Here is a 14602-nt window from a genome sequence, read left to right on the forward strand (position 1 = left end):
GATTACTATTATAAAGCATATTCTCTTATTATAATACTTTTATTCAATAAAAAAAGTAATTTTTAAAAATTATTTTTAACTAGACTGTATAAAAAAGTAAAAAAAGAAGATTAATTACATAATCTTCTTTCTTAATTCTATTAATTTATATTATTTTTTATATATTTTAAAATATATCTTCTTGAAAAACTTTTACCTAATAGTTCATTTTTAATTTTATCAAAATCTACTTTTTCTAGTGTATCTGAATATATTTTTATGCTATCTATTTTATTGTTTTTTATAGTTAATAAAATTTGCATATTTCCAAATTTAAATTTTTCTTCTAAAAAAACATTATAATTTGGACTTTCTCCAAAATTCCATTCTTTACTTTTATATTTTTCATATAAATAAGGTATTTTTACATCTTTACTATATATATCTTTTTTCGTTATATTTCCATATACCATCTTAAAAGAATTTTCTAAAGTAAATTTCAAAGTACTAACATTTATTTCCTCATTTAAACTACTAAGATTAACTACTCTGCTTTTTACAGATTTTATCCCTTTAGATTCCAATTTCAACTTTGAAGGTTTTAAAACTTTCACTAAAATATCTGTATTTACATTTATCATAATAGTTCCATGATGAAAATAATTTTCTCCATCATCATAAAATGCATTTCCTGAAAACTTTCTATCCTTTACTAATAAATCATTTCTTCCAGAAAATTCTACACTTAATCCAAACTCTTCAATTGCTCTCTTTATAACTTTTAATTGTTTTTCTAAGTCTGCATTATTATTTTTAGTTATAAATGTAAAATTCAAATTATTTAAATCATGAAATACTGCTCCTCCACCAGATATACGTCTAACTAAATTTATATTATTTTTTTCCATATAATCAATATCACATTCTAAATATGGATTTTGATTTCTTCCAATAACTACTGTATTATCATTTTGCCAAAGATATAAAATATTTTCATCATATTTAACATTATTTAAAAGTTCTTCTTCTAATGCTAAATTATAATATGGATCTGTTTCTTCTGATATGACTATTCTATTCATGATAATGTATAGCTCCTATACCAAATCCAAGTGCTGCTTCATGAATAACTTCTGAAGTTGTTGGATGTGCAAATATTGTATCAATTATTTCTTCTTCACTAATATTATTTTTTATAATTAATGTTAATGAACTTATTAATGTAGAGGCATCTGGTCCTATTACTGAAGCTCCAATTATTTTATTATTATCAATATTTTTAATTAATTTTATAAATCCCTCTGTTTCTCCCATAGTTAATGCTTTCCCATTTGCTGAAAATGGAAATTTACTTATTTTTATATTTATATTTTTCTCATTACATTCTTTTTCTGTTAATCCAATACTTGCAATTTCAGGTGAAGTAAATATTACATTTGGAACATAATCATAACTAATCTCTTTATCTTTACAAAGTATATTATCTACAGCAACAATTCCTTGATGTGATGCAACATGTGCAAGTTGTATTTTATTAGTAACATCTCCTATAGCATATATATTTTCTAAATTAGTTCTTAACTTATTATCTACACTTATCCCTCTACCATTTTCATTTAATTTTATATCAGTTTTTTCTATTCCTAAATTTTTAATATTAGGTTCTCTTCCTATTGCAACTAATACATTTTCTGATACTAAATATTTATTTTTACCTTCATTTTCAAAAGATACTATAGCTTCTCCATTTTCTGATTTTTCAATCTTATTAACTTTTGAACTTGTATAGATATTGATTCCATTTTCTCTTGCTATTTTAATAATTCCATCTGATATATCATAATCAACCATAGTTAAAAGTCTATCCATATATTCAACAACATTTACCTTTACTCCAAAATTTGAATATATGAAAGCAAATTCCATTCCAATAACCCCTCCACCAATTATAGTAATTGATTTAGGTAATTTTTTATTATCTAAAATAGAAGTACTATTTAGTACAAATGGTAAATCTATTCCCTCTATATTTATTTTTGAAATGTTAGACCCTGTTGCAATTATAATATTTTTTGCATTAATTTTATATTCATCTTTTCCTTTTTTTACAATAACAGTTCTATTATCTATAAATTCAGCATTTCCCCTAACTAATTTTACATTATTTTTATTTATTAAATATTCAATTCCTGACTTTAAATTATTCTTTATATTATTTTTTCTTTCAACAACCTTTTCCATATTAAGTTTTATTTCTTTTATTTCAAATCCAAATTTTTCACTTAATATAGCTTCATTATATACTTCAGATGATTTAACAAATGCTTTTGTCGGTATACACCCTACATTTAAACAAGTTCCTCCAAGATTATCTTTTTCTACTAATACAGTATTCAATCCATTTTTAGCTGCATATATAGCTGAAACATATCCTCCAGGACCAGCTCCTATAATCAACAAATCTGTAGTTATATTTTCCTTCTTACCTTTAATTAAATTTCCAAAGTAATCTACTTTTGGATTATCATTTTTGGTATTTTTATCGGAATTTTCCTCTAAATCATCTACTAAAAATAAAATATCACCTTTTTTCACTTCTTGTCCTTCATTAACTTTTATTTCTTTTATTTTAAAGTTTCCATTTGCTTTAAATGGACTATTTCCTTTATTTGTCTCTAATTGTAATAATATTTCATTATTCTTTACTACATCTCCTACAGAAACATTTATTTTACCTATTTTTGCAGAATTTCCATTTATGTTTTTTAAAATTATATCCATATTTATTCCTCTTCTTCCCAAAAATTTTCAATTAATATATTAATTAAAAAGATTGCTTTAAAAGTTATTTGACTTATTAATTTTTTCAACTTCCCCTAAAATATTAAAAAAATTAATATATTATAACTTTTATAGCAATCTCTTAATTTACATGGCATCTAATTCATATATAACTTTAATTAAAATCCTTTTCAAATTCATCAATTGAATCTTTTAATAAAGTAACTGTATATGCCATAGTTGGGCCACCACCAAATGCGACTGAAACCATAGCAGCTTCTAATATTTCTTCTCTAGTAGCACCTGCTTCTAAAGCTTTATATGTGTGGAATACTATACAATACTCACATCTATTGTAAGTTGCTATACCAACACTTATTAACTCTTTTGTTTTTGTGCTTATAGCTCCTTCTGCATAGTTTGTACCTAACAAATTCATAAATGCATTAACATTTTCTCCATTTGTTTCTCCTAAACTATTTAATCCATTCATAAAATCGTTTAACATTTGTCTTACATCTTTTTTCATAATAATCCTCCTAAATATAAATCCTCAATTTACTTGTAATACTAATACTTAGTATAGCAAGTATTATAATATAAAAATACCACCATTAGGTGGTATTGTCAACGTTAACTTATATTATTTACCATTTTTTCTAAAACTTTTTTGAAATTATCTAGTTCCTCATTACTAATTCCTCTTGTAGCATCTTTTTGAAATTGCTCTCCTAAAGGTAATAATTCATTTCTAAGATTTATTCCTTTATCAGTTAATACTATACTAGTTATTCTTCTATCATTTATATTCTTTTTTCTAACAACCAATTTTTCTTTTTCCATTCTATCAATAAGTCTCACCATGGATGATTCTTTTACATTCATAAGATCTGAAAGTTCTTTTTGAGACATACTATCAGATTTTCCTATATAAAAAAGAGCTATCCACTGAACTCTTGTAACACCGTGTTCTTGTAATCTTCCATTAAATTCATCTGCTATCTTTTTGGCACACTTATTTGTTATAAAACCAATACAATCATCTATATTAAACATAAATACCTCTCCATAATATAATATATTAGTATGATATTATATTTAATAAAAAAAGTAAATTAACATTAAATATTTTCTAAAATTTTATTTAATCCTAATATAGCTGCTCCAACAGCTCCACATATTTGTGGTTCATCTGCTATAACTAATTTACTATTTAACTTTTCTTCTATAGCTTTTATTACTCCTTTATTTTTAGCAACTCCACCTGTCATCATATATTTTTCACACTTTCCAACTCTCTCTACAAGACCTACTGTTTTTGTTGCTATTGATTTGTTTACTCCATGTATTATGTCTCTTCTCTCTTTATTTTCAGCAATTAGAGTTATAACTTCTGATTCTGCAAATACAGAGCAAACACTTGTTATTGTAAGATCTTCATTATAAGATAAGCCCTCTTCTGACATAGTTTTTAAATCAATCTCTAAAGTTTTAGCTATCATCTCTAAAAATCTTCCTGTTCCAGCCGCACATTTATCATTCATTACAAAACTTTTTACATTTCCTTTTTCATCTAATGCTATAGCTTTACTATCCTGTCCACCTATATCTATAATTGTTCTTACTTCTGGATTAAAAAAATGAGCTCCCATTCCATGACATGTTATTTCCGTTATATTTTCATCTACAAAAGGTATATTATATCTACCATAACCAGTTCCTATTATAAGTGTAATATCTTCCTTTGAAAGATTTGCTTCTTTAAGAGCTAATTTATAAGCTAAATTTGCTGAATCCATACTCTTTGCACCAGTTTTAACTATTATACTACTTAACATATTTTTATCTTTATCCATAATAACTGCATTTGTAGACGTTGATCCACTATCTATTCCCATAACATAAATTTTATCTTTATTTTTTATTTCTTTCATTTGCATTTTTCCTCCACTTAGCTGTTCATTGAAAGCCTCAATACGTGTTTTTATTTGTCCTGCACTTTGACTTGTAAGATCTGTCTCTATTTTAAGAATAGGAGTTTTTCCCCTTTGTAAATCTACATATTCAAAAGAATAATGATCACAAAATTTAACTGTATGATAAATTATACCCTTTAAATTAGGATCTTCTATAAGTGCTCTTCTATTTGTAGTATCTTCCATCCTCATACAAGGTGTATAACCTAATATTTCATCTGAATACCATTTAATAGCTTCTTCTTTATTATTAAAACTTCTAACATTCGTTAAATAATGTTCTCTAGAACAAGTATGATTTACTAAAGGATACTCTAATAAATCTTCTACTTTATGTATAAATTCTCTTGATATTTTCGCACCAATTACAGCTATATATGGAATACTTGGATTTTTATTATTATCTAAATATTTATAAAGACCTTTATTAAACTTTTCTATATCAAATTTTTTTCCACTAAATTTTTCATACTCATTAATAAATTTTAAAATTTCTATTTTCAACATATTTTTTGCGCAGCAATTATTTTTTCTTGGAAGATCCATAATATAAACAAATTTAATTGAAGGTATTTTATCTAAAGTATCTTTAAGTCTTCTTATAGAATCACAACAATTTACTAAAAATACCTTATCTATCTTTTTTAAAATTATTGTATCTAAAAGTCCTTTACTATATGAACACATATTAGGATGCAAAAGTTTATCTGACTCATTAAATTGATCAACTTCATCATCTATAATAATTCCTTTTTCGTCAAAAGCATCAAATACTGCAAAAGGACTATATTTGCACATACAAGCTATCATCTATAAATCCCTCCTTACTATCTAACATTTCAAAGAAGGCTTCAAGTCTTGTTTTATTTTGTCCTTCTTGACTATTTCTTCTATCTACAGCATCACCATCAATACTTAATATAGGAATATTATTTTTTTCTAATGTATCTTTAAGTATTAATGAACCACCACTTGATTGTTTACATCCAAAATGGCAAAAATTAATAACCCCATCTACATTTAACTCTTTTGAATATTTTAATATATTGTTTGCTCTTCTTTCATATGAGCCATTATATGAATTTAAAATTATTTTTTTTGCTATAGATGAATATGGATTATTTATATCTAATGGTTTCATATAATCTACATTCATATCTGAAATAAGTAATTGATATTCTTTATTTAAGTCTAATAATTCTTTCATTCCATCACTATAAAATGGCAATAAATGTACCCATAATAACCTTTTTTTAGCCTTTTCATCAGGATATTTTTCTATATCCTCTGCTAATAATTTATAAAATTTCAAAGTATCCTTTCTTCCCATTCCAGGATGAGTTGCAAATACTTTGAACATTTCTGAAGTTATTGTATTTGGGAAATACTTATTTTTTAAATTATCTAAATATTTATTATAATATTCTACTGATTGATTTTCATTTAAAATAATCTCTTTTAATTTTTCTTCTTTTAATTTTTTATGTGTATTATCTTCAATGAAAACCACCATTTCCTTTAGTTGTTCCTTAACATATTCTTCTGCATCAATATTGTATTCATAAGGTACATCTATAATAAACTTTTCTATATTATAAATATTTGATATATATCTAAATGTATTAATGTTTCCATCACAAGCTGTTGATGTTGTTATTGCAAATTTAGGCTTAGGTAAAATTTTAGTCATTGCAGCACCTAAAAAAGTCTTGTGATATGAGCAAAGACTATCTGATATACCATAAGTTTCAGCTTTATCAATTAAAACATCTTCAAGCTTTGTTCCTGATATATATGATGAAAAAGCTTCTATAAGTTGTGGATTCATATCAAATGCATGCAAAAATTCAGTTGGTGTAAATACATTTACAAAAGCTGTATTATCAGGATCTTTTAATGGTTCCAATGTGAATTTCATACAAAGTTTTGATAAATATCTAAGAGATTTAGGTAAATTTCTATCCCCTAATAAATTTAAATTTAAGTACTCTAAATTATATCCTGCTTTAAGTAATTTCTTTACTTTATCTGGGTTTTCCATATTATTCTTTAAAATATTACTATAAATTTTTATAAAGTCCATATTTTCTCCTTAACTTTAGTTGTCTTTTATTAATTGTCTAATTTATTATAACTTAATTTTTTTTATTTACTTTTACTATTTTATGTCCAAAAAATTAACAATATTTTATGTTAACCTTTAACATTTCTATAATTACCTAAAATATATACTTTTAAATTTCAAATTCACTTATAATAATATTAAAATTTCTATATAAAATAATAGTTAACTACAAATAAAAAAAAGTTGCTAATACCATAGCAACTAAAATAAATAAAAATAATATTACTTATTATTCTTCATTAATCTTTTTAAATTTAAATAAATAATTTTTGAAATTATAGATACTATTAATGTAATGGATAGGATTATAACCCCGCAAAACATAAAAAATTCTTCCGGTAATACTTTTATTATAGGATCTGTATTCGGGTTGAATACCCAGTAATCATTATTAAAAAGCATTTCATGAAATTTATCAAATACATATGAGAAATCAAAGTAAATTAATATTAATAAAATTCCTATAATTATAATAGTAAAATAAAAAAAATAATTTAAACTTCTAATTGGAAATTTAAATCTTCTTTTTCTTTTTAATAAAAATAATATAATTCCTAATATTAATAAAAATATAAATATAATTTCTACTACAAAGACTATATTTTTAACTTCAAAAAAATGAAATTCCCCTTGAGCACTCATATTGAAATTATCAAACTCAAGCTTTTTTATAAATGGGTTTGTAACATATGATATTATTTTTTTATAATCTCCCATTAATAAATTTTTTGATATATTACTTTTGCTTTCCAAATTAAAAATCTCTATACATAGTTTGTATATATAAGTGCAATTAAAAACCAATAATATAGCACATAATAAAGAAACTATAAGCATGTAAAAAGTCATAAAAATTTCTTTTAATTTATTTCTCATCCAACACCTCTTTATACATAATATATAAAATATACCATAAAAGCACTTGAAATTCCATATAAAACCATATATTATAATATTATGATGACAGATGTTTAAATTGTCATATTTTCAGTTACACTTATACTATAATTATCCACTATTTTGACACTTATTATTAGTATTATTTTTGTATTTTTACTAATGAATTTATCATTTCTTTGTATTTTTGTTAAGTATTATTCTTTTCTATTAATAATTTTTTATGTAAACGCTTATGTAAACATGAACATTTAAAATTTCAAATATTTTATTTAGATTCACATTTATGATATTCTGTATTCACGATGCTTCTGGGACAAGTTTAGAAGCTTTTTTATATTTTAAAATTACGGAGGTCTAATGATGAAGAAACTTAACTGTAAACAATTAACTAAGAAATTAGTATTTTTCTTTCTTGGTTTATGGATAATTCAAACTGGTGTAGCAATATTTATAGGAACTAACATAGGGTCTGACCCATTCACTGTATTTACTCAAGGTTTAGCGGATGTTATAGGAATAACTCCTGGTATTGGTAATATGATAATTACATTTACATTCTTAGTTATTATATTAATAGTTGAAAGACGTTATATTAATATCGGTACTGTTCTTGCCATGTTTGCTGCAGGTCCATTTATTGATTTAATGATAAGATTTTTTGAACCATTTAATTTTTCACAATATAACCTTATAGTAAAAATGATCTTATTAGCAGTTAGTTGTATAATAATAGCTATTGGTTTCTCATTACTTAAGGCTACAGAACTTGGAGTTTCTCCAAATGATGTTATTCCATTTATATTATCAGATAAAAGTAAAAAGGAATACCGTGTTGTTCGTATGTGTTTAGATGCAACTTTCTTAATAGTTGGATTTTTCCTTGGTGGAGTTGTTGGGGTTGGAACTATAATAGCAGCTTTACTTACAGGACCATCAATACAATTCTTTATGCCAAAATTAGAAAATATTGTTCATAAGTTCATATATACTAGTGATGAATTAGAAGCAAGAAAAAATCAAATTGCTCAAGAAGTAGTTGAAACAAACTAATTAATTTATAAAAAAAGAAGTACAAATTGTACTTCTTTTTCTTTTATAATCTTCTATATTCTTTATTACTTAAATAATTATTTTTTATGCACCAATTAATATCTTCTATTAATCTATCTTTATCTTTCATAAATTCACCTTTTAAACTTATATAATTTGATGCATGATTCCCTCTAAATATTATATTCTTACTAGCATTTATATTTTTTATTATATTTTTTATTTCTTCTAAAATTTCAATACTATTTAACATATTAAAATTTCCACATTTAACTTGATTATATAAAGGTGTTCCTTCTTCTAACATAAGACTTAATACACTAGCATATTCTGGTGATATTTCACTTATTAATGTTCCAGTATCTATACTATGCCTCATTGAAAGTTCCCTTGGTGCAATTCCAGCAATTATAGTAGCAGATATTGCTATATTACTCATCTTTATTTTATTGCATGCTTTTATTAACTCTTCTCTACATGCTCCTTTATTTATAATTTCTAATACTTCATCATTTCCACTTTCTATACCAATATAAACCATCTTCAAATTAAGATTTCTTAATTCTTTAAGTTGAATTACTGTTTTAGATGCTATAGATTTTGGTGAAGCATACATTGTTACCCTTTCACAACTTGGAAATTTATAATTTATATATTTTAATATTTCCTTTAAATCTTCAAATTTTATAATTAAAGCATCTCCATCAGCTAAAAAAATTCTTCTTATATCTCCATATATATTTTTAAGTTCATCTATATGCTTTTTTATTTCTTCTAAACTTTTTATTCTAAATTTCTTTGATTTATACATACTACAAAAAGTACATTTATTATGAGAACATCCTATAGTTGCTTGAACTATTAAACTATTTGCTTCACTAGGTGGTCTATAAAGTGGCATACTATACATAATAACTCCCTACTTTCCAAACTTTTTTCTTATATTATATACTAAATTTATGTACAAAAAGAAATGAAACTTATCTATTTAGACAAGTTTCACTTTTTTATAATTATGCTCTTTAAATACATTTTTATTATAATTTCTATATTTTACAAATAAAACTTCTGCTAATACAAAAAATTCTGATGTAGTTTCATATTCAAAACTTTTATTAATACTTATACACTCTGTAGTATATAAATGCTCATTACTTAACTTCGCTAGTCTATTGTTACTATATTTAGTTATTGATAATATTTTTATTTTATTTTTATTTAACTCCTTAGCCAATTTTAATATTTCTTCAGATTCACCACTCAACGATATTAATATTACTAAATCATCATCTGATATATTATTTAAACTTATATTACTTTTATAAAACGGCTCTAATATACTTACATTTTTATAATATAAAATAAATATTCTATTCATTTCTTTTACAACATACTTAGGAATATGACTTGTTCCATATATAAAAACTTTTTTAGCCTTATATATCATCTTACATGCACTTTTAAAATCTTTTTCTTTTATTCCGCCTATATTATAATCTAAAACATTACATATCAATTTATTGTTTTCATCTAAATCACATTCAATTTCATTATCTTCATAATTTAAATATAATTTTAATTCCTCATATCCTCTAAGGGATAACTTTTGTATAAATCTTAATATAGTTGTTTTAGAAACATTGCATTTAATTGCTAATTCTTCTATTGTTAAATTTGAATAATCCCTTTTATTTTTAGATATACACTTCCATATATGCATATCATTAAAATTTAAACTTTTATAATTGCTATTTATAAGCTCATCTAAATTCATTATCCCCACCCCTATATTATTGTACCATAAAATTATTTTCAATAATTATGTTTTTAATACTTTTTTTGTATATTATTATAAATATTGTCAATAATTTAAATGCATCACTAAGAATCGGAGGATATACTTTAATATATTTAATCTCCTTTAAATATTTTATAAGCATTAACTAAGACTTATAGATAAACCTTCTAAAAATAATACCTATATCCTCCTTCTTATTTTATGTTTAAACTATTTATAAAATTATCAAACTTAACATTACCTCTATTTATTATAAATAAATTCTTTCTACATCTACTTATTGCAGTATATATAAGTTCCATATTTTTATCATTTTTATCTATAACAAAAATCAAATTATCAATTTCAAGTCCAGTAAATTTTTCTATATTACACATTTTCAAACCTTCAGATGTAACAAAAAAATTAAATTGTCTTGATTCACGTAAATCTTCTAATATTTTTATTTTGTTTTCTCTTTTACATATTTCTAAAAATTCTTCTTTTGTTTCAAACATTCTTTCAACCTTTATATTATATTCATTTCTTGCATAGTACTCCATTTCTCTTAATTCTTCTAAATTTGCACATATAATACATGTATTTTTATAATTTAATTTCTTTTCATCTAAATAAAATTTTCCTTTTTCAAATATATCTAATGGAAATAAATTGTCACAATATATATAAGTTATTTCATCTTCATTTATATTTAATCCTATTTGTTCTTCAATTATAATATTATCTAATTCATATTTCTTTATAAAAAACTCTTTTTGAAATTCTTTAAGTAATATTGCAATATTACTTGATATTCTATATGATGTTGTAAGTTCGTTCCATCGTCCTCTAACATTAGTTTTTACTCTTTTTTTAGTATCTAACTCCCTATTATAAATATTTTGTTTTTCATCTCCAAATAATATATATTCACCATTTTCTTTTAAAAATACATCTTTAAGTAAATCAAGCCATTCTCTTTCAAAATCCTGAACTTCATCTATAAAAATAGCATCATATTTATTTTCTTCTTTTACTAATATACTAAATAACTTATATATACCTTCATTATTAATATTTTTTATATCTACCCCTAATTCTAATGCTCTCTGATTTAAAAACATATAATAACTATTTATATAAAATGCACTCCAATTAAATTTAATTTTAAAACTACTCATTTTTTCCTTTATATAATTTCTTAAAGTAATATTATATGTTAATATAAGAATTCTTCCATTTCCATGTATTCTTTTATATGCAGATATTGCTCTATTGCATAACAAAGTTGTCTTTCCGCTTCCAGCAATTCCTTTTATTTTTGCATTTACTCCTTCTTTACTTTTCATAAGTTCTATCTTCTTTTTATCTAAATTTAAATACTTGCTATTACTATTGTTATAACTTTTATATTTAATATTTCTTAAAGCTATATTATAAAGTTCCTGATCAAATAATTTATTTGGTTTTAATATAAACTTTATATCATTTAAAATTTTTGAATTATCTCCCCATAATTTTATCTTTTTCATCTCTCTTGTATTATTGCTAAATTTATCTGTTATATCATAACTTTTACATCCTGAAAAATATATTGAAGTATGAATTAAATTTATATAATTTAAATTTAATATACTTCTTTTCATAAATTCTTCTATATGATATTTATAAATATTTTCTTTAAGTCTTGTAATTTTTTCAAAAGGTGTTATAAATGGTATTTTATTATTTCTATTGTTTTTATTTATTATAATTCCATACTTTCCAGCATTTCCACCAGTTACATATATATAATTTTCTAGATTCCAATTTAATACATCTAAAATTAATATTCCTGCCCCTTCTCTAATTATTAATATATTAAAATCATCTCCATTTACATTATGCTTTAAAAATATATTAAAACTATTATCTAGCTCTTCTTTAAATTTTTTTATTAAATTTAAAGAAGAATCATTTAAATTTGGTAATATCCCTTTTAAATTACCATGAAATATAGCCATGCTTCTTCCCCCAAAATTCTAAATATACTATTAATAATATATTTCTACTGTCATCATACATTTCCTTCCATTTTATATAAAAAAATAAGATGATTGCTTATAACAACCATCTTAATGATCTGGTAATTCACCTAATTTATCTTTATTTTCTTTTATTACTTCAATGAATTTATCAGCAATTTCCGGATCAAACTGCCTTCCACTCCATTTTCTTAACTCCTCTATTCCTTCTTCATAAGTTTTTCTTTTATTGTAAGGTCTATTTGATGTCATGGCATCAAAACTATCTACAACAGTTAAAACTCTAGCCAAATAAGGTATATCTTCTCCTTTTAACCCTTTTGGATATCCAGTACCATCATATTTTTCATGATGATGAAGTACTATAGGTTCAATTCTTTTTAAAGAAGTTACTGGCTTTATAATATCCACTCCATTTTGTGGATGTTCTTTAAGCGTATTCCATTCATCATTATTAAGCGGCATTCTCTTTATTAATATTTCCTTTGCTATATTAATTTTACCAACATCATGCATATAGGCACCATATATTAAACTATTTTTATCTTCTTCATTAAGATTTAACTTATTTGCAAGTAATCTACTATAAAGAACTACTCTCTCACAGTGTCCATATGTATATCTATCTTTAGCATTTATTACACTTATTAAAGTCTTTATAGATGTAACTAATTTAACTTCATCTTCACTAATATCTCTTTTTATTTCCTCCAGTATAGATGCATACGTTTCAACTCTATTCTTGTTAAAGAATTTTGCTCTATAAAGCGCATCATCAGCACTTTTTATAAGTTCCAATTCATCCTTTGCTTTATCTGGGTAAATCGAAATTCCAATTGATACTGTTAAGTTTCCATTAGGTTGATTTTGTTGACCATAAAAATATTCTGTTTCAATATTCTTTCTTATACTTTCAGCAATTTCATTTGCAATAATTTCATTTGTATTTGGTAAAATTATGGCAAATTCTTCACCACCATACCTTGCAACAATATCTCTATGTCTTATACTTTCTTTTAATATTTCTCCTACTTTTTTTAAAACTTTATCTCCCTCTTGATGACCATATAAATCATTATAATTTTTAAAATAATCTATGTCTATAAAAATAACAGATAACTTTTCTTTCTTTGTTTTCGAAACTTCTAATGCTTTTTCTAATGCATCAAAAAAATATCTATGGTTATAAACTCCAGTAAGCCCATCCTCATTGGCTAAATCTCTTAACCTTTCTATATGCTCACCTTCTATTTTTACATAAAAACCTAATGGCCATGCAGTCAAGAAAAAGACACCAACTAATATTAAATCATTTTCAAAATATTTATTTATCTGAACATTAGGCATGCAAATCATATCTATTGCTAATACTATAACTGATGAAATTGTAGCAAATATCATTCCTTGCTTCATACCTGACTGTATTGTTGTAGTTATTATTATAAATAAAAATAATATTTTATATTCACTAGTATTAGCCCCTGAAATTATTATAACTACAGAAAATATAATAACAAAAGTTATATTTTCTATAATTTGAAATAATAGTGGATGTTTATTTTTAACTTTATTTGGCGTATAAAATTTCCATATAACATAAATAAATAACAATAAACATGTTATAAATCCAACTAATAATATTCCATATTGACTATATAATATATTATCTTTTAATATTCCTCCATTAAAAAAATATTGTATAATTATCATTCCTGTAAATAAAAGTGTAGAAATTTTAACTACTGCAACTATATCATTTAACTGTTTATATTTTTGTTTATCTATTTCATTCATAATTACTTCCTCATAATCTAAAGGACCAGAATTTCTCTGGCCCTTTATACTTCTACTCTTCTCTTAAAGATTTTGGTTCTTCTGGTTGATGAAAACACCAGAAACAAGCTGATGTAGCTACTGTTCCAGCAACAACTGTTGCTACTGTTGCAAGAGCCATTAATACCTTATTGTTTAGTTTTTTCATAATTTATTC

At 23.7% G+C, this 14602-nt stretch carries 13 protein-coding genes; 1 reads left to right on the forward strand and 12 read right to left on the reverse strand.

Features of this window, described 5'->3' with window-relative positions; all coding sequences use genetic code 11:
* Positions 1-140: 140 nt before the first annotated feature.
* From O212_RS0100195 to O212_RS0100230, 7 genes are all read right to left on the reverse strand, one after another.
* Positions 141-1061 carry a lipoate--protein ligase gene (locus O212_RS0100195; protein WP_024613159.1) on the reverse strand — a complete coding sequence of 307 codons (921 nt, stop codon included), beginning with the start codon at positions 1059-1061 and terminating at the stop codon, positions 141-143.
* Positions 1054-2760 carry a dihydrolipoyl dehydrogenase gene (gene lpdA / locus O212_RS0100200; RefSeq protein ID WP_024613160.1) on the reverse strand — a complete coding sequence of 569 codons (1707 nt, stop codon included), beginning with the start codon at positions 2758-2760 and terminating at the stop codon, positions 1054-1056. Before lpdA ends, O212_RS0100195 begins: the two co-directional genes overlap by 8 nt.
* A 175-nt stretch (positions 2761-2935) precedes the next feature.
* A complete protein-coding gene (locus tag O212_RS0100210) occupies positions 2936-3289 on the reverse strand; it encodes a carboxymuconolactone decarboxylase family protein (protein WP_024613161.1) in 354 nt (117 codons plus the stop codon).
* Positions 3290-3393: 104 nt separating this feature from the next.
* Positions 3394-3816: a MarR family transcriptional regulator gene (locus tag O212_RS0100215; RefSeq protein ID WP_024613162.1), complete on the reverse strand. Its 423-nt coding sequence runs from the start codon at positions 3814-3816 to the stop codon at positions 3394-3396.
* Positions 3817-3881: 65 nt separating this feature from the next.
* Positions 3882-5546, reverse strand: a complete 1665-nt coding sequence (locus tag O212_RS0100220) for an acyl-CoA dehydratase activase (protein WP_024613163.1) — start codon at positions 5544-5546, stop codon at positions 3882-3884.
* On the reverse strand, positions 5521-6819 hold the full coding sequence (locus O212_RS0100225) for a 2-hydroxyacyl-CoA dehydratase family protein (RefSeq protein ID WP_024613164.1): 1299 nt from the start codon (positions 6817-6819) through the stop codon (positions 5521-5523). Before O212_RS0100225 ends, O212_RS0100220 begins: the two co-directional genes overlap by 26 nt.
* 264 nt (positions 6820-7083) lie before the next feature.
* The gene (locus O212_RS0100230; RefSeq protein ID WP_024613165.1) at positions 7084-7737 is read right to left on the reverse strand and encodes a TIGR01906 family membrane protein; all 654 of its coding nucleotides are present in this window, start codon (positions 7735-7737) and stop codon (positions 7084-7086) included.
* 381 nt (positions 7738-8118) lie between these two features.
* Here O212_RS0100230 and O212_RS0100235 point away from each other — a divergent pair, with 381 nt between their 5' ends.
* A complete protein-coding gene (locus O212_RS0100235; protein WP_024613166.1) occupies positions 8119-8811 on the forward strand; it encodes a DUF6198 family protein in 693 nt (230 codons plus the stop codon).
* Positions 8812-8854: 43 nt separating this feature from the next.
* Here O212_RS0100235 and O212_RS0100240 read toward each other — a convergent pair whose 3' ends face one another.
* From O212_RS0100240 to O212_RS15815, 5 genes are all read right to left on the reverse strand, one after another.
* The gene (locus tag O212_RS0100240; RefSeq protein WP_029699055.1) at positions 8855-9721 is read right to left on the reverse strand and encodes a radical SAM protein; all 867 of its coding nucleotides are present in this window, start codon (positions 9719-9721) and stop codon (positions 8855-8857) included.
* Between the two features lie 78 nt (positions 9722-9799).
* Positions 9800-10585, reverse strand: coding sequence for a MurR/RpiR family transcriptional regulator (locus O212_RS0100245; protein ID WP_024613168.1), 786 nt, complete (start codon positions 10583-10585; stop codon positions 9800-9802).
* A gap of 218 nt (positions 10586-10803) precedes the next feature.
* Positions 10804-12591, reverse strand: coding sequence for an AAA family ATPase (locus O212_RS0100250; protein WP_024613169.1), 1788 nt, complete (start codon positions 12589-12591; stop codon positions 10804-10806).
* A gap of 111 nt (positions 12592-12702) precedes the next feature.
* A complete protein-coding gene (locus O212_RS0100255; protein WP_024613170.1) occupies positions 12703-14406 on the reverse strand; it encodes a diguanylate cyclase in 1704 nt (567 codons plus the stop codon).
* Positions 14407-14458: 52 nt separating this feature from the next.
* A complete protein-coding gene (locus tag O212_RS15815) occupies positions 14459-14593 on the reverse strand; it encodes a cyclic lactone autoinducer peptide (protein WP_035278887.1) in 135 nt (44 codons plus the stop codon).
* Positions 14594-14602: the final 9 nt, after the last annotated feature.

The sequence above is a fragment of the Clostridium sp. Ade.TY genome, from assembly GCF_000498355.1.
Classification (GTDB): Bacteria; Bacillota; Clostridia; order Clostridiales; family Clostridiaceae; genus Clostridium.

Coding starts and splice junctions, on each gene's coding strand:
- O212_RS0100195 (WP_024613159.1), bottom strand. CDS start 1,061: ATGAATAGAATAGTCATATCAGAAGAAACAGATCCATATTATAATTTA.
- lpdA (WP_024613160.1), bottom strand. CDS start 2,760: ATGGATATAATTTTAAAAAACATAAATGGAAATTCTGCAAAAATAGGT.
- O212_RS0100210 (WP_024613161.1), bottom strand. CDS start 3,289: ATGAAAAAAGATGTAAGACAAATGTTAAACGATTTTATGAATGGATTA.
- O212_RS0100215 (WP_024613162.1), bottom strand. CDS start 3,816: ATGTTTAATATAGATGATTGTATTGGTTTTATAACAAATAAGTGTGCC.
- O212_RS0100220 (WP_024613163.1), bottom strand. CDS start 5,546: ATGATAGCTTGTATGTGCAAATATAGTCCTTTTGCAGTATTTGATGCT.
- O212_RS0100225 (WP_024613164.1), bottom strand. CDS start 6,819: ATGGACTTTATAAAAATTTATAGTAATATTTTAAAGAATAATATGGAA.
- O212_RS0100230 (WP_024613165.1), bottom strand. CDS start 7,737: ATGAGAAATAAATTAAAAGAAATTTTTATGACTTTTTACATGCTTATA.
- O212_RS0100235 (WP_024613166.1), top strand. CDS start 8,119: ATGATGAAGAAACTTAACTGTAAACAATTAACTAAGAAATTAGTATTT.
- O212_RS0100240 (WP_029699055.1), bottom strand. CDS start 9,721: ATGTATAGTATGCCACTTTATAGACCACCTAGTGAAGCAAATAGTTTA.
- O212_RS0100245 (WP_024613168.1), bottom strand. CDS start 10,585: ATGAATTTAGATGAGCTTATAAATAGCAATTATAAAAGTTTAAATTTT.
- O212_RS0100250 (WP_024613169.1), bottom strand. CDS start 12,591: ATGGCTATATTTCATGGTAATTTAAAAGGGATATTACCAAATTTAAAT.
- O212_RS0100255 (WP_024613170.1), bottom strand. CDS start 14,406: ATGAATGAAATAGATAAACAAAAATATAAACAGTTAAATGATATAGTT.
- O212_RS15815 (WP_035278887.1), bottom strand. CDS start 14,593: ATGAAAAAACTAAACAATAAGGTATTAATGGCTCTTGCAACAGTAGCA.